The sequence below is a fragment of the Streptomyces iranensis genome (assembly GCF_017874715.1).
GTDB classification, from domain to species: Bacteria; Actinomycetota; Actinomycetes; order Streptomycetales; family Streptomycetaceae; genus Streptomyces; species Streptomyces iranensis.
On record NZ_JAGGLR010000015.1, the window covers coordinates 58,022 to 80,533 of the forward strand.

At 72.7% G+C, this 22,512-nt stretch carries 9 protein-coding genes; 3 read left to right on the top strand and 6 right to left on the bottom strand.

The window, feature by feature from the left end:
* Positions 1-2: 2 nt before the first annotated feature.
* The gene (locus J2Z30_RS26580; protein WP_044573543.1) at positions 3-1,268 is read left to right on the top strand and encodes a cytochrome P450; all 1,266 of its coding nucleotides are present in this window, start codon (positions 3-5) and stop codon (positions 1,266-1,268) included.
* A gap of 84 nt (positions 1,269-1,352) precedes the next feature.
* On the opposite strand, the gene J2Z30_RS26585 is transcribed toward J2Z30_RS26580, so the two are convergent.
* Together J2Z30_RS26585 and J2Z30_RS26590 are read right to left on the bottom strand one after the other, a co-directional pair.
* Positions 1,353-1,829: a 3-hydroxyacyl-ACP dehydratase FabZ family protein gene (locus tag J2Z30_RS26585; RefSeq protein WP_308280075.1), complete on the bottom strand. Its 477-nt coding sequence runs from the start codon at positions 1,827-1,829 to the stop codon at positions 1,353-1,355.
* Positions 1,826-2,200: an ApeI family dehydratase gene (locus J2Z30_RS26590; RefSeq protein WP_044573545.1), complete on the bottom strand. Its 375-nt coding sequence runs from the start codon at positions 2,198-2,200 to the stop codon at positions 1,826-1,828. Before J2Z30_RS26590 ends, J2Z30_RS26585 begins: the two co-directional genes overlap by 4 nt.
* Before the next feature lie 202 nt (positions 2,201-2,402).
* Between J2Z30_RS26590 and J2Z30_RS26595 the strand changes: the two genes are divergently transcribed.
* Together J2Z30_RS26595 and J2Z30_RS26600 are read left to right on the top strand one after the other, a co-directional pair.
* A complete protein-coding gene (locus J2Z30_RS26595) occupies positions 2,403-16,814 on the top strand; it encodes a non-ribosomal peptide synthetase (RefSeq protein ID WP_044573547.1) in 14,412 nt (4,803 codons plus the stop codon).
* Positions 16,815-16,821: 7 nt separating this feature from the next.
* On the top strand, positions 16,822-17,331 hold the full coding sequence (locus tag J2Z30_RS26600; protein WP_044573549.1) for a flavin reductase family protein: 510 nt from the start codon (positions 16,822-16,824) through the stop codon (positions 17,329-17,331).
* Between the two features lie 40 nt (positions 17,332-17,371).
* Here J2Z30_RS26600 and J2Z30_RS26605 read toward each other — a convergent pair whose 3' ends face one another.
* From J2Z30_RS26605 to J2Z30_RS26620, 4 genes are all read right to left on the bottom strand, one after another.
* Positions 17,372-18,010, bottom strand: a complete 639-nt coding sequence (locus J2Z30_RS26605) for an MBL fold metallo-hydrolase (protein ID WP_044573552.1) — start codon at positions 18,008-18,010, stop codon at positions 17,372-17,374.
* Positions 18,010-19,095: an S-(hydroxymethyl)mycothiol dehydrogenase gene (locus J2Z30_RS26610; protein WP_044573554.1), complete on the bottom strand. Its 1,086-nt coding sequence runs from the start codon at positions 19,093-19,095 to the stop codon at positions 18,010-18,012. Before J2Z30_RS26610 ends, J2Z30_RS26605 begins: the two co-directional genes overlap by 1 nt.
* Before the next feature lie 132 nt (positions 19,096-19,227).
* Complete coding sequence (locus J2Z30_RS26615) at positions 19,228-20,835, bottom strand: M4 family metallopeptidase (RefSeq protein WP_044573556.1); 1,608 nt, start codon at positions 20,833-20,835, stop codon at positions 19,228-19,230.
* Positions 20,836-21,410: 575 nt separating this feature from the next.
* Positions 21,411-22,421, bottom strand: coding sequence for an NAD(P)-dependent alcohol dehydrogenase (locus J2Z30_RS26620; protein WP_044573560.1), 1,011 nt, complete (start codon positions 22,419-22,421; stop codon positions 21,411-21,413).
* Between the last annotated feature and the right edge of the window lie 91 nt (positions 22,422-22,512).

Genomic DNA, 22,512 nt, shown 5'->3' on the forward strand with positions numbered 1-22,512 from the left:
AGATGAGCGTGCAGACAGCGATGAGCCGCGAAGAGATACCGGAGGAGATCTCGGCGGTCAACCTGGTCGACCCCAAGGCCTACCTCGAGCACGACATGGACGCGTACTGGCGCCGGCTGCGCGCCGACCACCCGCTGTACTGGCATCCGCCGGTCGACGGCACTCCCGGCTTCTGGGTGGTCAGCCGCTACGCCGACGTGATGGCGCTCTACCGGGACAACCAGCGGCTCACCTCGGAGAAGGGCAACGTCCTGGTGACGCTGCTGGCGGGCGGCGACTCGGCCGCCGGCCAGATGCTGGCGGTGACCGACGGCCAGCGCCACAAGGACCTGCGCAATGTGATGCTCAAGGCGTTCTCGCCGCGAGCCCTGTCCAAGGTCGCGGCGCTGGTCCGGGTCAACGCGCGCCGGATGATCGCCGACGCGGTCCGGCGGGGGGAGGGGGACTTCGCGGCCGAGGTGGCCCAGGTGATCCCGCTGACCACCGTGGGCGGCCTGCTCGGAGTGCCGGTGAAGGACCACACCTATCTGCTGGGTCTGACCAAGTCCTCGCTCAGCTCGGACGAGGCGGACCAGGCCCCGGAGGAGGCGTTCCTGGCGCGCAACGAGATCCTGCTGTACTTCAGCGACCTGGTCGCCGAGCGGCGCGCCGATCCGCAGGACGACGTGATCAGCACGCTCACCGCCAGTGACATCAACGGTGTGCCGCTGACCGATCAGGACATCGTCTTCAACTGCTACAGCCTCATCCTGGGCGGCGACGAGACCAGCCGGCTCACGATGATCGACTCCCTCTACACCCTCAGCCGTGAGCCGGAGCAGTGGAAGCGGCTCAAGGAGGGTTCGGTGACGCTGGAGTCGGCCACCGAGGAGGCGCTGCGCTGGGCCACCCCCGCGATGAACTTCGGCCGCACCGCGCTGGTCGACATCGAGATGGCCGGGGGAACCATCAAGGCGGGCGACGTGGTGACGCTGTGGAACACCTCGGCCAACCGCGACGATGCGGTCTTCGACGACCCGTACGTCCTGGACCTGGGCCGTTCGCCGAACAAGCACATCACCTTCGGCTACGGTCCGCACTTCTGCCTCGGCGCCTATCTGGCGCGGGTCGAGGTGAAGGAGATGCTGGACGCGATGCGGACGTTCACGGACGGCGTCGAGCTCACCGGTGAGCCGCGCCGGATCCACTCCAATCTGATGACCGGGATGTCGACCCTGCCGGTCCGGTTCCGCCCGGACGAGGCGGGGCTGGCCACCGCCGACTCCTGAGCGCCGATCCAGCACCGGGCCGCCTGGTGCTCCCCCCGCGGGAGCACCAGGCGGCCCGGTGTCAGTGGTTCGGTGCCCGTCGGCTCAGCGCCCGTCCCCGTCCGGCGGGAGCAGCGCGCTCTCGGGGCGGAACGCCATCACCATCCGCCCGATGGACACCATCGTGTCCCCGTCCACCACACTCTCCCCCTCGAAGATCAGATGGTCGCCGAGGGATCTGACGATCCTCGCCCGGTGCTCCAGCAGCACTCCGGGCAGGACCGTGCGGTGCACCAGGACATCGCTCATCCCGGCGAGCAGCATCATGCCCTCGGGCAGCTCACCGCTCAGCCGCGACAGGATCCCGGCGGCCTGGCCCCACGACTCGATCACCAGGGCCGACGGATAGCCGAGCCGTTCGGCGGGGGTGCCTTCGGGGAGCCGCGCGTACCACGGCTCGTTGCAGGTGACGGCCTTGGCCGCGACGATCCGCTCACCCGGGACGACTTCCAGCACCCGGTCCACGAGCAGCATGGGGCGGCGGCGCGGAAGCAGTTGGCGCACCCCGTCCAGTTCGATCACCGGTCGGCCTCTCCGACGTAGCGCAGCCGGGCGGAGGCCGCTGTACCGCGCACGGTGTTCGCGGTGGCCAGCCCGGTCCATTCGTCCTCGCCCGACCGCTGCCAGGTCAGCCGGACCGTCAGTTCCTCACCGGGGAACACCGCGCCCAGGAACCGCACCCGGTCCACCGCGCGCCAGCGCAGGCCCGGGGCGGGCGGGTAGGCCTCGGCGCTCGCCCGCAGATACTCCAGGACGCACACCCCGGGCAGAACGGGGAAGTCCGGACAAGGGGCCGCGAGCAACGTCTCGAGCGACGCGGTGTGGGTGATCTCGGCGGTCATCGCCGCCGGGGCCTGCTCGTGGCGCTCGGCATTCTGCCCTGTGAGGTTCATGGCTCACATGGTGCCCGTGGCGAGGGATGCCGCCTACATCGCCTTGAATAGTTCAAATCGGAAGCCCCGCTACGCCTCCCGGATCACGTACTCAATTCTTTGCACTGTCGTTGTCGCACCTCACGGGCGTCGGACAGGCTGCGATGAGTGAAGGCTGTTCAGCCGACTGTCTCCTTTCTCCCATCGAGTGTGGAGTGAGTGCATGTCTGTCCCGCAGGGTGTTCGATTCCGCTTGACCGACGGCCAGCGCGGAATCTGGTACGCCGTCCAGGGCGATCCCGCCAATCCGCTCTTCGGCCTGGCGGAGCGGGTGGACATCCAGGGCCCCGTCGACCCCGGGCTGTTCGAGGCCGCCCTGCGGCGGGTGGTGGATGAGACCGAGGCCCTGCGGGTGTCCTTCGGCGCGGACGCCGACGGGCCGTACCAGGTGGTGGCGCCCGGACTCGACTGGCCGTTCCACCTCGTGGACGTGTCCGGACAGGACGATCCGGAGGCCGCCGTGCGCGCATGGGCCTCGGCCGACCAGAAGCGCCCGGTGGACCTCTTCGCCGGACCGCTGTTCACCTTCGCGCTGTTCCGGCTCGCCGAGGACCGGCACGTCTGGTACCAGCGCCATCACCACATCGTGCTGGACGGCCAGAGCGTGGGCATGATCGCGCGCCGGGTCGCCGCCGTGTACTCGGCCGCCGTGGCGGGGGAGCCGTGCCCGGAGTCCGGCCACGGCGGTCTGCGGGAGCTCATCGAGGCCGACGCCGCGTACGGCGGGTCCGAGGAGATAGTCCGCGACCGGCGGTACTGGGCCGAGCAGTTGGCCGACCGCCCCGAGGTCCAGGGCCTCACCACACAGCCCACCCGCTATCCGGACGGCCCGCTGCTGCGGGTGGTCTCCACGCTGGAGCCGACCGCCGTCGAGTCGATCCGGTCGCTGGCCCGCGAGGCGGGCACCGCCTGGCCGACGGTGGCCGTCGCCGCCCAGGCGCTGTATCTGCACCGGATCACCGGCCGCACCGATGTCGTCCTCGCCCTCCCGGTCGCGGCCCGGCCCGGCGGCGACGCCGCGAGCGTGCCCGGCATGGTGTCCAACCTCGTGCCGCTGCGGCTGTCCGTCCGGCCCGGGGACACCGTCGCCGAGCTGCTGGGCCAGGTCTCCCGGCGGATGCGCGGCGCGCTGCGTCACCAGCGCTACCGCTACGAGGAGCTGCGCCGCGACGCCGGCACGCTGGCCGACGGCAGCCGTCTGGTCGGCCCGCGCGTCAACATCATCATGTTCGACTACGACCTGGACTTCGGCGGCCACCCGGGCGTGGTGCACAACCTGACCATCGGTCACGACGACGATCTGACCGTCGTCGTCGACAACCGGGCGGGCGACGGCGGGCTGCGGGTGGAGCTCAACGCCAGCCCCGAGCTGTACTCCGCCGCCGAGGTGGAGCGCCACGGCGAGCGCCTGACCGGGCTGCTGCGCGCCCTGGGCGCCGGCGCGCCGGACCGGCCGCTCGGACTGCTGGACATCGCCACCGAGGCCGAGCGCCGGCAGGTGCTGACGGACTTCGCCGGTGACCCGGCCGCGACCGCCGCGCTTCCCGCGGAAGCCGCGCTTCCCGCGGCGACGGACGGTGGCACGGTCCGGGCCGCCACCGCCACCACCCTCACCGAGCTGTTCGAGGCGCGGGTGCGGGAGTGCCCCGACGCGCGGGCGGTGTCCCTCGGCGCGGACACGCTGACCTACGCCGAGCTGAACGCGCGGGCCAACGCGCTGGCCCGGCTGCTGGTCGCGCGGGGCGCCGGTCCCGGCCGGTTCGTGGGTCTGGTGCTGCCCCGCTCGATCGACCTGGTGGTGGCGCTGCTGGCGGTGGTGAAGTCGGGCGCCGCCTATGTGCCCATCGACCCCGCGTACCCGGCGGACCGCATCGCGTACACCATCTCCGATGTGGACCTGGCCCTGCTGGTGACGGACGCCCGGGTCGAGGTGGCGCTCCCGGCGGGCGTGGAGCGGGTGGTGCTGGGCGAGGAGGGGGTGCGGGAGAGGCTCGCCGCCCTGCCCGGCACCGATCTGACCGACGCCGACCGGCCCTCGCCCCTGCTGCCGGTGGCCCCCGCGTACGTCATCTACACCTCCGGTTCCACCGGGCGCCCCAAGGGCGTCGTGGTCTCCCACCACAACGTGGTCCGGCTGTTCACCGCCACCCGCCGGTGGTTCCCCTTCGGGGCCGACGAGGTGTGGACCCTGTTCCACTCCTACGCCTTCGACTTCTCGGTGTGGGAGCTGTGGGGGCCGCTGCTGCACGGCGGGCGGCTCGTCGTCGTCCCGTTCGAGGTGTCGCGGTCGCCGGAGCGCTTCCTGCGGCTGCTGGCGGACGAGCGGGTGACCTTCCTCAACCAGACCCCGTCGGCCTTCTACCAGCTCGTCAACGCCGACCGGGAGGACCCGGCGACCGGCGACCGGCTGGCGCTGCGCCATGTGGTCTTCGGCGGTGAGGCGCTGGACCTGGGGCGGCTGGCCGACTGGTACGAACGGCACGGCGAGGGCGCCGCCTGCGCACCGCTGCTGGTCAACATGTACGGCATCACCGAGACCACGGTGCACGTCAGCCATCTGGCCCTGGACCCCGAACTCGCCGCCTCCGGCGCCGGTTCGCTGATCGGCCGGTCCATCCCCGATCTGCGGGTGCGGGTGCTGGACGGCGCGCTGCGCCCGGCGCCCCCGGGCGTGGCCGGGGAGATGTACGTGGCGGGCGCCGGTGTCGCGCAGGGCTATCTGAAGCGGCCCGGCCTGAGCGCCAACCGGTTCGTGGCCGACCCGTTCGCGGGCGACGGCAGCCGGATGTACCGCACCGGCGACCTGGCCCGCTGGAACGCCGACGGGCTGCTGGAGTACCTGGGCCGCGCCGACGACCAGGTGAAGATCCGTGGCTTCCGGATCGAGACCGGCGAGATCGCGGCCGCGCTGTCGGCCTGCCAGGGCGTCGCCGACTGCGCGGTGGTCGCCCGGGACGACCGGGGCGGTGAGCGGCGGCTGGTGGCCTATGTGGTGCCGCAGGCCCCCGGCGAGGCGCTGGATCCCGGACTGCTGCGCAAGAAGCTCGGCGAGTCGCTGCCCGACTACATGCTGCCCGCCGCGTTCGTCACCCTGCCCGCACTGCCCCTGACCCCCAGCGGCAAGCTCGACACACGGGCGCTGCCCGAGCCGGAGGTGACCGGCGGGGCGGCCGGACGGGACGCCCGCACCCCGGGCGAGCAGGTGCTCGCCGGGCTGTTCGCCGAGGCGCTCGGCGTGCCCGGGGTCGGCGTGGACGACAACTTCTTCGCGCTCGGCGGCCATTCGCTGGCCGCCACCCGGCTCGCCGGCCGGGCCCGCTCCGTGCTCGGCGTGGAACTCGCCGTGCACGAGGTGTTCGACCGGCCCACCGTGGCCATGCTCGCCGAACTGCTGGACACCGCGAGGGCGGCGCGGCCCGCGCTGGTCCCGGTGGACCGGCCGGAGCCCATGCCGCTGTCGTTCGCCCAGGCCCGGCTGTGGTTCCTCGACCGGCTCGACGGCCCCAACCCCACGTACAACATCCCCTTCGTGCTGCGGATGTCCGGCGATCTGCACGTCCCGGCGCTGCGGGCGGCGCTGCGCGACGTCCTGCTGCGGCATGAGAGCCTGCGCACCGTCTTCCCCGACACCGCGGGCGAGCCCCGGCAGCACGTGGTGCCCGCCGAGGAGCTGCCGCCGCTGCCGTACGCGTCCGAGGTCGCCGCCGCGGACCTGCCTGCCGCCCTGGCGGCCGCCGCGGGCCACAGCTTCCGGCTCGCCACCGAACTGCCGCTGCGCGCCGAGCTGTTCCACCTCGGCGGCGGTGAGCATGCGCTGTCCGTCGTGGTCCACCACATCGCCGGGGACGGCTGGTCCCTGGCGCCGCTGGTGCGCGATCTGTCGGCCGCCTACACCGCCCGCTGCGACGGCCGGGCCCCCGGCTGGGAGCCGCTGCCGGTCGCTTACGCCGACTACACCCTCTGGCAGCGGTCGCTGCTGGGCGAGGACTCCGACGAGACCAGTCCGCTGGCCCGTCAGCTGGCGTACTGGAAGACCGCGCTGGCCGGTCTCCCCGAGGAACTGGCCCTGCCCACCGACCGGCCCCGGCCCGCCGTGGCCAGCCACCGCGGCGCCGTACTGGACTGCGAGATCGGCCCCGAGCTCCACCGTGAGCTGCTCGCCGTCGCCCACGCCGGCGGCGCCAGCGTGTTCATGGTGCTGCAGGCGGCACTGGCCGTACTGCTGTCCAAGCTCGGCGCGGGCGACGACATCCCGGTCGGCAGCCCGATCGCCGGACGGACCGACGAGGCCCTGGACGACCTGGTCGGGTTCTTCGTCAACACGCTGGTGCTGCGCACCGACACGTCCGGGCGGCCGTCGTTCACCGAGCTGGTCGACCGGGTCCGCCGGGCCGACCTGGCGGCCTACGCGCAGCAGGACGTGCCGTTCGAGCGGCTGGTCGAGGTGCTCAACCCGGACCGCTCGCGGTCCCGGCACCCGCTGTTCCAGATCCTGCTGAGCATGCAGGACCACCCGGACCGCTCGCTGGAACTGCCCGGTCTGACCGCCTCGGTGGCCCCGGGCGACCTCACCATCGCCAAGTTCGACTTGCAATTCGACTTCCAGGAGCGCCGGGACGAGGCGGGCGCGCCCGCCGGGATCGGCGGCCAGGTGCTGTACGCCACGGATCTGTACGACGCCGGGACCGTGCGCCGGATGGTGGCGCGGTTCCTGAAGGTGCTGGAGTCGGCCGTCGCGCGGCCCGCGACGAGCATCGCCGAGATCGACGTCCTGGCACCCGAGGAGACCCGCAGGCTGGCCGTGGAGTGGGCCGGACCGGTCCGCGAGGTGCCCGCGCTCACCGGCTCCGTACCCGCCCGGTTCGCCGAACGGGTGGCCGCCGCCCCGGACGCGACCGCGCTCATCGCCGCGGACGGCACGGAGATCAGCTACCGGGAGCTGGAGACGCGCGCCAACCGGCTCGCGCACCGGCTGCTCGCCGCGGGCGCCGGTCCGGAGGCGCGGGTGGCCGTGCTCCAGCAGCGCTCGGTGGAGCTCGTCGTCTCCCTGCTCGCCGTGCTCAAGGCCGGTGCCGCGTACGTGCCGCTGGACTCGCGCGCCCCGCAGGCCCGCTGGGAGCAGGTGATGGAGCGGACCGAACCGTCGGTGCTGCTCCTCGACCGGGCCCAGCCGGAGCCGGAGTTCACCCACCGGGCCACCACCGTCGTGGTGGACGACGAGGCCCCCGCGGCGGAGCCCCTGGCCGACGCCGCCCCCGACGTGGCCGTCCACCCCGAGCGGCTCGCGTATGTGATGTTCACCTCCGGCTCGACCGGCCGCCCCAAGGGCGTCGCGGTCACCCACCGCGATCTGCTGGCGTTCGCCCTGGACGGCTGCTTCGAGGCCGACGCCCACCGCCGGGTGCTGCTGCACGCGCCGCACGCCTTCGACGCCGCCAACTACGAGCTGTGGGTGCCGCTGCTCACCGGCGGCACCGTCGTCATCGCCCCGCCGCAGGACATGGACGTCCGCACCCTGCGCCGGATGATCGCCGAGCACGGCATCACCGGACTGCACCTGACCGCCGGGCTCTTCCGCGTCGTGGCCGAGAACGACCTGGACTGTCTGGCCGGTGTGCGGGAGCTGCTGGCCGGTGGCGACGTCGTGCCCGGTACGGCGGTGCGTGCCCTGCTCGAGCGGTTCCCCGGCATGGTGTTCAAGGACACCTACGGCCCGACCGAGACCACCTCCTTCGCCACCTTCCACCGGGTGACCTCCGCCGACCGGGTGCCCGACGTCGTACCGATCGGTGCCCCGCTGGACAACACGCGGGCCCATGTCCTGGACGGCCAGTTGCGCCGGGTGCCGCCGGGCGTGGTCGGCGAGCTGTACATCGCCGGCGAGGGTCTGGCGCGCGGCTACTGGCGGGCGCCCGCGCTCAGCGCGGAGCGGTTCGTCGCCGACCCGTACGGTCCGGCGGGCGGCCGGATGTACCGGGTGGGCGACCTCGCCCGCTGGACCGGGGAGGGGGCGCTGGAGTTCGCCGGCCGCGCCGACGACCAGGTGAAGATCCGGGGCTTCCGGATCGAGCCGGGCGAGGTCGAGGCCGCGGTCGCCCGCCGCCCCGGCGTCGCCTCCGCCGCCGTGGTCGTGCGCGAGGACCGCCCAGGCGACAAGCGGCTGGTGGCCTACGCGGTGCCCGCCCCGGGCCACCGCCTCGACACATCCGCGCTGCGCGAGGACCTCGCCGAGGCGCTGCCCGACTACATGGTGCCCTCCGCCGTGCTGGCCCTGGACACCCTTCCGCTCACCCCCAACGGCAAGCTCGACCGCAAGGCGCTGCCGGAGCCGGAGCTCACCGGCGAGGGAGCGGGCAGGTCCCCGCGCACCCCGCAGGAGCAGGTGCTGTGCGGACTCTTCGCCGAGATCCTCGAACTGGCCTCGGTGTCGGTGGACGACAACTTCTTCTCCCTGGGCGGGCACTCCCTGCTCGCCACCCGGCTGGTGCTGCGCATCCAGGCCGTCCTGGGCGCCGACGTGGCGGTGCGCGACCTGTTCGACGCGCCGACCGTCGCCGAGCTGGCCCGGCTGGTCGACCGGGCCACCGGGGCCCGCACCCCGCTGACGCCCCGGGAGCGCCCCGAGGAGGTGCCGCTGGCGTACCCGCAGCGCGGACTGTGGTTCATCAACCAGCTGGCCCACGCGGACGGCACCTACAACCTGGGTGTCTCGCTGCGCTTCACCGGACGGCTCGACCGCGCCGCGCTCCACACCGCGCTGCACGACGTCATCGCCCGGCACGAGAGCCTGCGCACCCTCTTCCCCGACCGCGGCGGTGTGCCCTCCCAGGTCGTGCTGGACGCCGAGCGGGCCCAGGCCGAGGTCCGGGTCTCCGAAGTGGCCGAGGAGCGGCTGGACGAGGCGCTGTCGGAGGTGGCGCGGCGCGGCTTCGACCTCGCCTCCGAACTGCCGATCCGCGCCGACCTGCTGGTGCTGAGCCCCACCGAGCACGTCTTCCTGATCGTGGTGCACCACATCGTCGCCGACGGCTGGTCCTTCGGCCCGCTGGTGGACGACCTGGTCGCCGCCTACACCGCGCGGCGCACCGGGGCCGCACCCGCCTGGCGGCCGCTGCCGGTGCAGTACGCGGACTACACGCTGTGGCAGGCCGAGCTGCTGGGCGCCGAGGACGACCCGGACAGCCTGCTGGGCGGTCAGCTGGACTACTGGAAGCGGACCCTCGCCGGTCTGCCCGAGCAGCTGGAGCTGCCCACCGACCGGCCCCGCCCGGCGGTGCTGAGCAACGACGGAGACCGTCTGCCGCTGTCCCTGAGCCCCGAGCTGCAGACCGCGCTGACCGACATCGCCCGCTCCAGCGGCGCCAGCCTCTTCATGGTGGTGCAGGCGGGCCTGGCCGCGCTGCTGTCCCGGCTGGGCGCGGGCGAGGACATCCCCGTAGGCACGGCCATCGCGGGCCGCAACGACGAGTCCCTGGTCGACGGCATCGGCTTCTTCGTCAACACCCTGGTGCTGCGCAACGACGTGTCCGGCGACCCCACCTTCCGGCAACTGGTCGAGCGGGTCCGGGAAGCGGACCTGGCCGCCTACGCCCACCAGGAGGTGCCGTTCGACCTGCTGGTGGAGACCCTGAGCCCGGACCGGTCGCTCTCCCGGCACCCGCTGTTCCAGACCATGCTGACGTTCGAGAACATCCCCGAGCTGACGCTGCGCTTCCCCGGCCTGGACACCCGGCTGCACCCCGCCAACAACCGCACGGCCAAGTTCGACCTCGACTTCGCCATCGGCGAGACCTTCGACGCCGGAGGCTCCCCGGCCGGGATGACCGGCACGCTGGTCTACAACACCGACCTGTACGACCGGGCCGGAGCGCAGGCGCTGGCCGACCGGTTCGTACGCCTCCTGGAGACGGTGGCGGCCAACCCGGCCGTCCGCGTCACGCAGATCGACCTCCTCTCCGAGGCGGAGCGCCACCGGGTGCTGGTGGAGTGGAACGGGGATGCGGCCGGTGAGGTCGTGGCCACACTTCCGGAGCTGTTCGAGGCGCGGGTGCGGGAGTGCCCCGGTGCGCGGGCGGTCTCCCTGGGCGGGGACGGGCTGACGTACGGAGAGCTGAACGAGCGGGCCAACGCGCTGGCGCGGTTGCTGATCGAGCGGGGCGCGGGGCCGGGCCGGTTCGTGGGTCTGGTGCTGCCGCGGTCGGTCGACCTGGTGGTGGCGCTGCTGGCGGTGGTGAAGTCGGGTGCCGCGTATGTGCCGATCGACCCCTCCTATCCGGCGGACCGTATCGCCTACACGGTCTCGGACGTGGACCTGGCGCTCGTGGTGACGGACACCCGGGTCGAGGTGGAGCTGCCGGAGGGCGTGGCGCGGGTGGTGCTGGGCGATGAGCCGGTCGCGGGACGACTGGCCGCACTCCCGGGTACGGACCTGACGGACGCCGACCGGATCGCGCCGCTCGTACCGGGAGCACCCGCGTATGTGATCTACACATCGGGTTCGACGGGGCGCCCCAAGGGTGTGGTGGTCTCGCACGGCAATGTGGTGCGGCTCTTCGAGCACACGCGGCAGTGGTTCGCGTTCGGCCCGGACGATGTGTGGACGCTGTTCCACTCGTACGCGTTCGACTTCTCGGTGTGGGAGCTGTGGGGGCCGCTGCTGCACGGCGGCCGGCTCGTGGTGGTGCCGTTCGACGTGTCCCGTTCGCCGGAGCGTTTTCTGCGGCTGCTCGCGGATGAGGGGGTGACCTTCCTCAACCAGACGCCCTCGGCGTTCTACCAGCTGGTCCACGCCGACCGGGAGGATCCGGGGACGGGCGACCGGCTGGCGCTGCGCCATGTGGTGTTCGGTGGCGAGGCGCTTGATCTGGGACGGTTGCCGGACTGGTACGAGCGGCACGGCGAGGGCGCCGCCTGTGCGCCGCTGCTGGTGAACATGTACGGCATCACCGAGACCACGGTCCACGTCAGCCAGCTGCCGCTGAACGCGGAGCTGGCGGCCTCGGGCGCGGGCTCGCTCATCGGCAGGGGCCTTCCGGACCTGCGGATCCATGTGCTGGACGGCGCGCTGCGCCCGGTGCCCCCAGGGGTGGCGGGGGAGATGTACGTGGCCGGTGGCGGCGTGGCGCAGGGCTATCTGAAGCGGCCGGGGCTGAGTGCGTCGCGGTTCGTGGCCGATCCGTTCGCGGGCGATGGTTCGCGCATGTACCGGACCGGTGATCTGGCGCGCTGGACCGTGGACGGTCTGCTGGAGTATCTGGGCCGGGCGGATGACCAGGTGAAGATCCGGGGCTTCCGGATCGAGACGGGAGAGATCGCCGCCGTGCTCTCCGCCTGCCAGGGTGTGGCCGACTGCGCGGTGGTCGCCCGGGAAGACCGGAGCGGCGAACGCCGGCTGGTCGCCTACGTGGTGCCGCAGGACCCGGGTGCGGCACCGGAACCGGGCCTGCTGCGCGACGCGCTCGCCGCGTCGCTGCCCGACTACATGCTGCCGTCCGCGTTCGTGGTGCTGGCGGCCCTGCCCTTGAACGCCAGCGGCAAGCTCGACCGCAAGGCGCTGCCCGCCCCGGAGTACACGTCGGCGCCGGCGGGCCGCGCGGCGGGCACACCCCGCGAGGAGATCCTCTGCGGTCTGTTCGCCGATGTGCTCCGCGTGCCCGCGGTCGGCGTGGACGACAACTTCTTCGACCTGGGCGGCCATTCGCTGCTGGCGGCCAGGATCGTCAACCGGATCCGTTCGGTCCTGGCCGTCGAGCTGTCGGTCCGTACGCTCTTCGAGGCCCCGACCGTGGCGGCGCTGGCGAGGACCCTGGACGGGGAGGCGGCCGCCCGGCGGCCGCTGACCGCCCGCGAGCGGCCCGAGGTGCTTCCGCTGTCCTTCGCCCAGCGCAGGCTGTGGTTCCTGGGCCGGATGGAGGGGCCGAGCGCCACCTACAACGTGCCGGTGGTGCTGCGGCTGTCCGGGGAGCTGGACCGGGCGGCCCTGGAGCAGGCGCTGGGCGATCTGATCGGCCGGCACGAGAGCCTGCGCACGGTCTTCCCCGAGACTGACGGCTCACCCCGGCAGCAGGTGTGGGACCCGGACGCGGTGCGGGTACCGCTGACCGTGGTGGAGACGACCGAGGAGGCGTTGCCGGAGCAGCTCCGGGCGACCGTCACCCGGGGCTTCGACCTGACCGTCCAGCTGCCGCTGCGCACCACCCTGTTCGCGCTCGGCGAGAGCGAGTACGTCCTGGCCCTGGTGATCCATCACATCGCCACCGACGGCTGGTCCTCGGCGCCGCTGGTGCGCGACCTGTCGGCCGCCTACGCCGCCCGCGCGGACGGCCGGGCCCCGGCCTGGGAGCCGCTGCCGGTCGCCTACGCCGACTACACCCTCTGGCAGCGCGACCACCTCGGCGACGAGGACGACCCGGAGAGCCTGGCCTCCCGTCAGCTGGCGTACTGGCGCCAAGCGCTCGCCGGGTTGCCGGACGAGCTGACCCTGCCCACCGACCGGCCCCGGCCGGCCGTGTCCGGTCATCGCGGCCGCACCCTGGACTTCGCGATCGACCCCGGGCTGCACGAGCGGCTCACCGCGCTGGCTCGGGCCCGCGGGGTCAGCACCTTCATGGTGCTGCAGTCGGCGCTGGCCCTGCTGCTGACCAAGCTGGGCGCCGGAGAGGACATCCCGGTCGGCAGCCCCATCGCCGGACGCCCCGACCAGGCCCTCGAGGATCTGATCGGCGTCTTCCTGAACACGCTGGTGCTGCGCACCGACACCTCGGGCGACCCGACGTTCGACCAGCTGCTGGAGCGGGTGCGGGGCACCGCGCTGGACGCCTACGCCCACCAGGACGTGCCGTTCGAGCGGCTGGTGGAGGTGGTCGACCCGGAGCGGTCCCTGGCCCGGCACCCGCTGTTCCAGGTCATGCTGATGGTCCAGAACATGCCGGCCGCCGAGACCACGCTGGGCGGGCTGGCCCTGCGGCCCGAACTGGTCGACCTGGGCGTCGCCAAGGTCGATCTGAGCTTCGCCTTCGGTGAGCGGCCGGACCGGCCGGGCGCGCTGTCCGGCGTCTGCGAGTACAGCACCGAGCTGTTCGACGCGGACAGCGTGGAGACGCTGGTCCGGCGGCTGATCCAGGTGCTGGAGGCGGTGACCGGTGACCCGGGGCTGCGGATCAGCGAGGTCGAGGTGCTCTCGGCGGCCGAGCGCGAGCGGGTGCTGGTCGAGTGGAACGACACCGCGCGGCCGCTGCCCGCACGCCGGGTCCACGAGCTGTACGCGGAGCGGGCCGCCCGTACCCCATCGGCCGTCGCGGTGGTCTCCGGCGGTGTCGAGCTGACCTACGCCCAGCTGGAGACGCGCGCCAACCGGCTCGCCGCGCTGCTGACCGCCCGCGGGGCGGGCCCCGAGCGGCTGGTGGCCGTGGCGATGCCGCGCTCGGCGGACCTGCTCGTCGCCCTGCTGGCCGTGCTCAAGACCGGGGCGGCCTATCTGCCGCTGGACCCGGAGCACCCCAGGGACCGGATCGGCTACACCCTCCAGGACGCCCGCCCCGCGCTGGCGCTGGTCACCTCCGACACCGCGCCGCTGCTGGCGGTGGACGGCGGGGACGGCGGGGACGGCGGGGACGGCGGTGGGCAGGGCCTGGCGGACCGCGGTGGGGAGGCTGCCGCGGCCGGTGGTGTCGTGGGCGGCGGCGTACCGGCGCTGGTGCTGGACGACCCGGCCACCGTCGCCGAGCTGGCGGCGGCGCCCACGGCCGCGCCCGCTGCGGTGTGCTCACCGGACCACCCGGCGTATGTCATCTACACCTCCGGTTCGACCGGCCGCCCGAAGGGCGTGGTCGTCCCGCACGGCGCGCTGAGCAACTTCCTGGACGACATGGGCGAGCGGTTCGGCCTCGGCCCCGCCGACCGGCTGCTCGCGGTCACCACGGTGTCGTTCGACATCGCGGCGCTGGAGCTCTATCTGCCGCTGCTGTCCGGCGCGGGCGTGGTGATCGCCGACCGGGACACCGTGCGCGACCCGGCCGCGCTGCTGCGGATGGCCGAGGAGACCGGGGCGGGGGTCGTCCAGGCGACGCCGTCGCTGTGGCAGGCCATGGTCACCGCGTCGCCGGAGGCGTTGCGCGGGCTGCGGGTGCTGGTCGGCGGTGAGGCGCTGCCGGAGGCCCTGGCCACGCGGCTGCGCTCGTCGGCCGCCGGGCTGACCAACCTCTACGGACCGACCGAGACCACCATCTGGTCGACGGCCGCGGACCTGACGGACGGCCATGGCGTGCCCTCGATCGGCACCCCGATCGCCAACACCCGGGTCTATGTGCTGGACGACCGGCTGCGGCCGGTCGCCCCCGGGGTGCCGGGCGAGCTCTACATCGCCGGCGCGGGCGTCGTGCGGGGCTACCACAACCGGCCCGCGCTGACCGCGGAGCGGTTCGTGGCCTGCCCGTTCGGCGGCCCCGGCGAGCGGATGTACCGCACCGGCGACATCGTCCGCCGGACCGCCGACGGCCGGCTGGAGTTCTCGGGCCGGGTGGACCACCAGGTGAAGGTGCGCGGCTTCCGGATCGAGCTCGGGGAGATCGAGACGGTGCTGACCGCCCATGAGGCGGTCGGCCAGGCCGTGGCGCTCGCCCGCGCCGACCAGGGCGCCGGCGCGCGTCTGGTCGCCTATGTGGTGCCGAAGGTCCCCGGCGAGGCGCCGGATTCCGGAGTGCTGCGCAAGAGGCTCGGCGAGTCGCTGCCGGAGTACATGATCCCGTCCGCGTTCGTGGTCCTGGACCGGCTGCCGCTCACCCCGAACGGCAAGCTCGACCGCAAGGCGCTGCCCGCACCGAGCTTCGGCGCGGCGGCCGATTCGCGGCCCCCGCGGACCCCGGTCGAGAAGGCGCTGTGCGCGGTCTTCGCCGAGGTGCTCCGGCTGCCCTCGGTCGGCATCGACGACAGCTTCTTCGAACTTGGCGGCGACAGCATCGTGTCGATGCAGCTCATCGCCCGCGCTCGGGCGGCGGGTCTGGTCCTCGCCGTCAACGACGTGTTCGAGCACAAGACGGTGGCCGGGCTCGCCGCGGTGGCGGAGGTGCTCGACGACGCGGCCTCCCGCGAACCGGACAACCCCGTCGGCGAGTTCGCCCCCACGCCGATCATGCACTGGCTGCGGGAGCGCGGCGGTGCGATCGACTCCTTCAGCCAGCCGATGCTCGTGCGGACCCCGGCGGGCCTGGACCTGCCGACGCTCACCCTCGCGCTCCAGGTGCTGCACGACCGGCACGATGTGCTGCGCGCCCGGCTGGCCGAGGACGGCGAGGGCGGCTGGCGGCTGAGCGTGCCACCGGCCGGAGCGGTGTCCTGCGCGGACCGCGTCCGCCGGGTCGCCATCGCCGACGCCGCGGCCGGGGATCTCGCCCCGCTGGTCGGCCGGGCCCTCGCCGAGGCCCGTACGGAGCTGGCGCCCCGGGACGGCGAGATGGTGCGCGCGGTGTGGTTCGACGCCGGTCCCGGACGGCCGGGACGGCTGCTGCTCGTCGCCCACCACCTGGTGGTCGACGGGGTGTCCTGGCGGATCCTGCTGCGGGACCTCGCCGACATCGCGTCGGCCGTCGCCGCCGGACGGGAGCCGGAGCTCACTCCGGTGGGCACCTCGGTGCGCCGCTGGAGCGAACTTCTGGCGGCCGAGGTGCGCAGGCCGGAACGGCGGGCGGAGCTGCCGCTGTGGACGGACATCCTGTCCGCTCCGGACGCCCGGCTCGGCGGGGCCACATCGGACCCCGGGCACGAACCGGCCGGACCGGTCGCCCGCGTCACCATGACGCTGCCGGCCGCGAAGACCGCGCCGCTGCTCGGCGAGGTGCCGTCGGTGTTCCACTGCGGTGTGGACGACGTGCTGCTGAGCGCGCTGGCGCTGGCGGTCACCGACCGCCGCCGCCGACTGGGCTCCGCGGCCACCTCGGTGCTGGTCGCCGTGGAGGGGCACGGCCGGGACGAGAGCGTCGGGGGCGTGGATCTGTCCCGTACGGTGGGCTGGTTCACCAGCCTTCACCCGGTGCGTCTCGACCCCGGCCAGGTGCAGTGGGGCGAGCTGTGGTCGGGCGGCCCGGCCACCGGGCGCGTGGTCAAGCGGATCAAGGAACAGCTGCGCGCGGTGCCCGGCACCGGGATCGGCTACGGTCTGCTGCGCCATCTGGACCGGGAGACGGCCGCGGAGCTGTCCGGGGCGGCCGTGCCGCGGATCGGCTTCAACTATCTGGGCCGGGTCGAGGTCCACGACGGGCCCGGGGGCGACTGGCACCCGGCCCCGGAGGCGCTCGGGCTCGACCTCGGCGGCGACGGTCCGGGCACCCCGTACGGACTGGAGCTGAACGCCGTCACCATCGACCGCCCCGGTGGCCCGGAGCTCATGGTGACCTGGACCTACGCCTCCGATGTGCTGTCCGAGGCGGAGGTACGGGAGGTCGGCGAGGTGTGGCTGCGCGCCCTGGACGGGATGGCGCTGCATGCGGCCGGACCCGGCGCCGGCGGCCACACCCCCTCGGACCTCGCCCTGTCGGATCTGGAGCAGGAGGAGATCGAGTTGCTTGAGGACGAGTGGTGAAGCGTCGATGACCATCACCTCTGAGGAGTTCACCCGGGCCATGGCCCGGGTGCCCGCCCCCGTGACGGTGGCCACGACGGTCGACGCGTCCGGACGCAGATGGGGGTTCACGGGCAGCTCGTTCAGCTCGCTGTCCCTGACCCCGCCACTGGTGCTGATCTGCCTGGGCAAGACCGCGAGCACCCATGAGGCGTTCACCACCGCCGAAAGGTTCATGATCAACATCCTGGCGGAGGGACAGGCGGACATCGCGAGGCGCTTCGCCGCCTCCGGTGCGGACCGGTTCGCGGCGGGGGACACCCTGCCGATGGAGCTGGGGTTGCCGGGCATACCGGAGGCGGTCGCCCGGGTCGCCTGTTCACTGCACCGCGTCGTGGACGGCGGCGACCACTCCGTCCTCATCGGCCGGGTCGTGGCGGCCCACGTCGGCGAGGACGACCCGCTCGTCTACTGCGACCGCTCCTTCCAGCGCCCGGCGGCGGTGGCCGAGACGGTCCGCGGGGCCGCGGTCTGGTGAGCGCGGCCCCGCGGACCGGGGGTGCACCGACCGCGGGGGCTCAGTGCCCCCGCGCGATCCACTCCTCCAGATGCGGGGCCTCGTCCCCGACGGTCGTGGAGTCGCCGTGGCCGGTGCGGACCACCGTCTCCGGCGGCAGCGTCAGCAGCCGCTCCCGGATCGACTCGATGATCGTCGGGAAGGACGAGTACGAGCGCCCGGTCGCGCCAGGACCGCCCTGGAACAGGGTGTCCCCGGAGAAGACCGTGGTCAGCGCCGGTGCGTACAGACAGACCGCGCCGGGGGAGTGGCCGGGGGTGTGCAGCACCCGCAGCCGCGTCCCGGCCACGGTGAGGACGTCACCATCGGCCAGCGGCCTGTCCGGGGCGCGGTCCGGGTGGCGCATCCGCCACAGCACCTCGTCCTCCGGATGCAGCAGGATCGGCGCGCCGGTGCGCTCGGCGAGCGCCGGGGCCGCGTCGATGTGGTCGTCATGGCCGTGGGTGGAGATGATGCCGAGCAGCCGGCGGCCGCCGACGGCGTCCGCGATGGCGTCGGCGTCATGCGCGGCGTCGATCACGTACACCTCGTGGTCGTCGCCGATCAGCCATACATTGTTGTCCACCTCCCAGGTGCCGCCGTCCAGCGAGAAGGTGCCGGAGGTGACGAGGTGGTCGACGCGTACGGGCGGAGGGGTCATCAGAACATCACCACCGAGCGGAGCACCTCACCGCGGTGCATCTTGGCGAACGCCTCCTCGATGTCCTCGAGCCCGATCGTCTCGCTGACGAACGCGTCCAGGTCGAGGCGGCCCTGCTGGTAGAGGTCGATCAGCATGGGGAAGTCGCGGTCCGGCAGACAGTCCCCGTACCAGGAGGACTTGAGCGCCCCGCCGCGCCCGAAGACGTCCAGGAGCGGCAGCTCCAGCTTCATCTCGGGGGTGGGGACGCCGACCAGGACGACGGTGCCGGCCAGATCGCGGGCGTAGAACGCCTGCCGGTAGGTCTCGGGGCGGCCCACGGCCTCGATGACGACATCGGCGCCGTTGCCGTCGGTCAGCTCCCGGACGGCCTCGACGACGTCGGCGCTCTTGGCGTCGATGGTGTGGGTGGCGCCCAGCGAGCGGGCCCACTCCAGCTTCCGCTCGTCCAGGTCCACCGCGATGATCTTCGCGGCCCCGGCCAGCCGCGCCCCGGCGACCGAGGCGGCGCCGACCCCGCCGCAGCCGATCACGGCGACGGCGTCACCGCGCTGGACGTTGCCGGTGTTGAGCGCGGCGCCGATCCCGGCCATCACCCCGCAGCCGAGCAGCCCGGCCGCGGCGGGCGAGGCCGAGGGGTCGACCTTGGTGCACTGCCCGGCCGCCACCAGCGTCTTCTCGGCGAACGCGCCGATGCCGAGCGCCGGGGACAGCACGGTGCCGTCGGTCAGGGTCATGGGCTGCTTCGCGTTGTGGGTGTTGAAGCAGTACCAGGGGCGGCCGCGGCGGCAGGCCCGGCACTCGTGGCAGACCGCACGCCAGTTGAGGATCACGAAGTCGCCGGGGGCCACCTCCGTGACGCCCTCGCCCACGGACTCCACGGTGCCCGCCGCCTCATGGCCGAGCAGGAAGGGGAACTCATCGTTGATCCCGCCCTCCCGGTAGTGCAGATCGGTGTGGCAGACACCGCACGCCTGGACCCGCACCACCGCCTCACCGGGGCCGGCGTCCGGCACCACGATCGTCTCGATCCTGACCTTCTCGCCCTTGCCGGGGGCTACCACGCCGCGTACCTGTTGAGTCATGACAGCAGCGTAAGTGGCGACCAGCGGCTACGACAGGGATGACGAGGCCCGTCCGGAACGGGCCGCACCGGTCGGAGCGGAACGGGCCGCACCGGTCCCCCGGTGCGGCCCGTCACCGCTTCAGCGGACCGCTTACTTCACGTTGATCGCGGTCCAGGCGGCGGCGACCGCCTTGTACTCGGTGGAGTTGGCACCGTAGAGGTCGGATGCGGCGCTGAGGGTGCCGGTGCGGGCGCCCGCGTACTTGGTCGTCGAGGTCCAGTACGTGGTCAGGGCCCGGTACCAGATCTTGATGGCCTTGTCCCGGCCGATCCCGGTGACGGTCGAGCCGTCGTAGGTCGGGCTGTTGTAGCTCACGCCGTTGATCACCTTCGCGCCGCTGCCCTCGGACAGCAGGTAGAAGAAGTGGTTGGCGGGGCCGGAGGAGTAGTGGACGTCGATGTTGCCGAGCGACGAGGACCAGTAGTCCTTGGACGCCCCGTCCTTGCTGGGCTTGTCCTGGTAGCGCAGCGGGGTGCCGTTGCCATTGATGTTGATCTTCTCGCCGATGAGGTAGTCACCGACGTCCGCGGAGTTGCCCGAGTAGAACTCCACCGCGGTGGCCATGATGTCGGAGGTGGCCTCGTTGAGACCGCCGGACTCACCGAAGTAGTTGAGGTTCGCGGTGGCCGAGGTCACACCGTGGCTCATCTCGTGGCCGGCCACGTCCATCGAGGTCAGCGCGTTGGCGTTGCCCGAGCCGTCGCCGTACGTCATGCAGAAGCAGGAGTCCTGCCAGAAGGCGTTGACGTAGTTGTTGCCGTAGTGGACGCGGGAGTACGAGCCCACGCCGTTGTTCTTGATGCCGTTGCGGCCGAGGAACTCCTTGTAGAAGTCCCAGGTCTCGGCCGCGCCGTAGTGCGCGTCGACGCCGGCGGTCTGGCGCCCGCCGCCCCATACGTCGTCCGCGTCGGTGAACAGGGTGCCGGTTCCCGAGCTGCCCTGGTTCAGGTCGTACGTCTTGTGATTGCCCCGTGTGGAGTCGGTGAGGCTGTAGGTGGAGCCGCTCTTGGTGGTGCCCAGGGGCACCGTGCCGCTGTACTTGCTGGTGCCGGTGCCGGTCTCGACGCCCTCCCACTGGGACAGCTTCTTGCCCGTGGTGGCGTCGGTGACGACGTGCAGCTCGCTCGGGGTGCCGTCGGCCTGCGTGCCGGTGACGACGGTCTCCCAGGCCAGGACGGGCGTGCCGGTGGCCGCCCAGACCACCTTCCGCGGCGACTTGGCCTTCTCGCCGGTGGTCGCCTTCAGCGCGGTGCCGGAGGCGGCCGAGGGGGCCACGGCGGCGTCGGTGCTCTTGACCGCTATCCGCGCGTCGGTGGCCTTGTTGACGGAGTGCGCGCCGCTGGTCTTCTCATGGACGACCAGGTCACCGCCGAGGACGGGCAGCCCCGCGTAGGTGCGCTCGTAGCGGGTGTGAACGGTTCCGTCCGCGTCCTTGATGACGTCGCGGACGAGGAGCTTCTCCTTGGCCCCGAGCCCGAGGGACTCGGCCTGCGCGGAGGCGTCGGCCTGGGCCGCCTTGATCGCGGTGGCGCGCTCGCCCGCGGTCAGCGGAAGCGCCGTGGCGCCCGCCTCGCGGGAGTGCTCCGGCTGGGCGCTTGCCTGGCCGGTCTGCACGCCGATGACGACCATGGCGGCGGAGGCGACGAGCGCCGCCACGCGGACGGTCTTCTTACGGGGAGAGGAAGCGTTGGGTCTCACTCGGTCTCCTTGCCTTGGGGCCGCCGGGTCGCGGCCCTGTGTAGGGGGTACGGACAGCTATGGGTGGGCCGTCCGGTCGAGCAGGAGTGGTGCGAGTGGTGCACAGAGAGGTGCGTGAGGGCCTCACCGCGGAGTCAGAAGACGTGCGGCGGGCCGACCAGAGATTGTCATTGAACGATCGATTGGGATAGGCGCGTAACAAGAATTTGACTCGACGTTGTTCAAGTAGGGGCGAATTCGGTCAGCGAGGCATGAGGCAACAACGGCTGGTTGATGCCGACTTATGCCACTACGTCATGCCCCTGCCGCATCGGTGCCTCCGGCCGCGGCGGGGGCAGGACCCGGCCGATCGCCCAGGTGACGAGCGCGGCGGTGCGATCGGCGGGCGCGGCGGGCGGGGTTGCCGTGCGTTGCTGTGTACGCGACGAGAAGACGATCTGAGCGGTGGTCGCGTGCGACCACGTTTCCCGAGGGTGGGGTCAGAACTCCAGCACCGCCCGGTAGCGCGCGTCCGTGGCGGACGTGGTCGTGTTCTGCGCGGTGGTCGTGTGCGGCCACGTTTCCCTAGGGCGGGGTCAGAACTCCAGCACCGCCCGGTAGCGCGCGCGTCCGTGGCGGACGTGGTCGAGCGCCTCGTCGATGCGCGCGACCGGGAACGTCTCGACGACCGGACGGATTCCGTGCCGGGCCGCGAAGTCCAGCATCCGCCGGTTCTCCTCCGCTGATCCCACGACGCCGCCGACGATCCGCTTCTCGCCCGGCAGCAGGCTCAACGGATGGACGCTGAACGGCCCATGCGGAACGCCGACCACGGACAGCGTCCCCTGCGGGCGCAGCGCCGCCAGATACGCGTCCCACGGCAGATCGGCCGAGACGGTCGAGAGGATGAAGTCGAACGAGCCCGCGGCCCGCCGCAGCCCCTCCTCCGCGACGATGAACTCATGGGCGCCGAACCGCCGGCTGTCGTCCGCCTTCGCCGCCGTCGAGGAGATGGCCGTCACATGGCAGCCCCACTTGGCGAGGAACTGGATCGCGAGGTGGCCCAGGCCGCCGACGCCCACCACGGCGACCCGGTCCGTGGGCCGGACCCCGTTCCGGCTGATCGCCGAGAAGACCGTGATCCCGGCGCACAGGAGCGGCGCCGCATGCTCGGAGGCGAGGGCGTCGGGCAGGGGCTGGACATACCGCCAGTCGCTCGCCCGAACCCGGGTGGCGAACGCGCCGCCGTCGCCGCGCAGCGCCGTGTCGTCCTTGCGCGGGCACAGATACTGCCGACCGGTGAGGCACCACTCGCAGGTGAAGCACGCCCCGGCCACCGCGCCGACACCCACGCGCTGACCCACGGCCAGCCGCGTGCCGTCCACGGCGCTGCCCACGGCCTTGACCACGCCGACCGCCTCATGCCCCGCGACCACCGGGAACTGCGACAAGCCGTACACATCGTCCACCAGGCCGATGTCGGTCTGGCAGACGCCGCAGTGCGTCACGGCGACGTCGACCTCCAGGGGCCCGAGGGGCTCCGGCTCGTACTCGAGCGGCCGTACAGGGCCACCGGCTTGCTCCACCGCGTACGCGCGCACGGTCATGCGTCCCCACCTCATTTTCTAACTAACTAGTTGGTTGGATTTTCGCACGCTACGCGCCCACGCCCAACGCTGGCAACTAACCAGTTGGTAA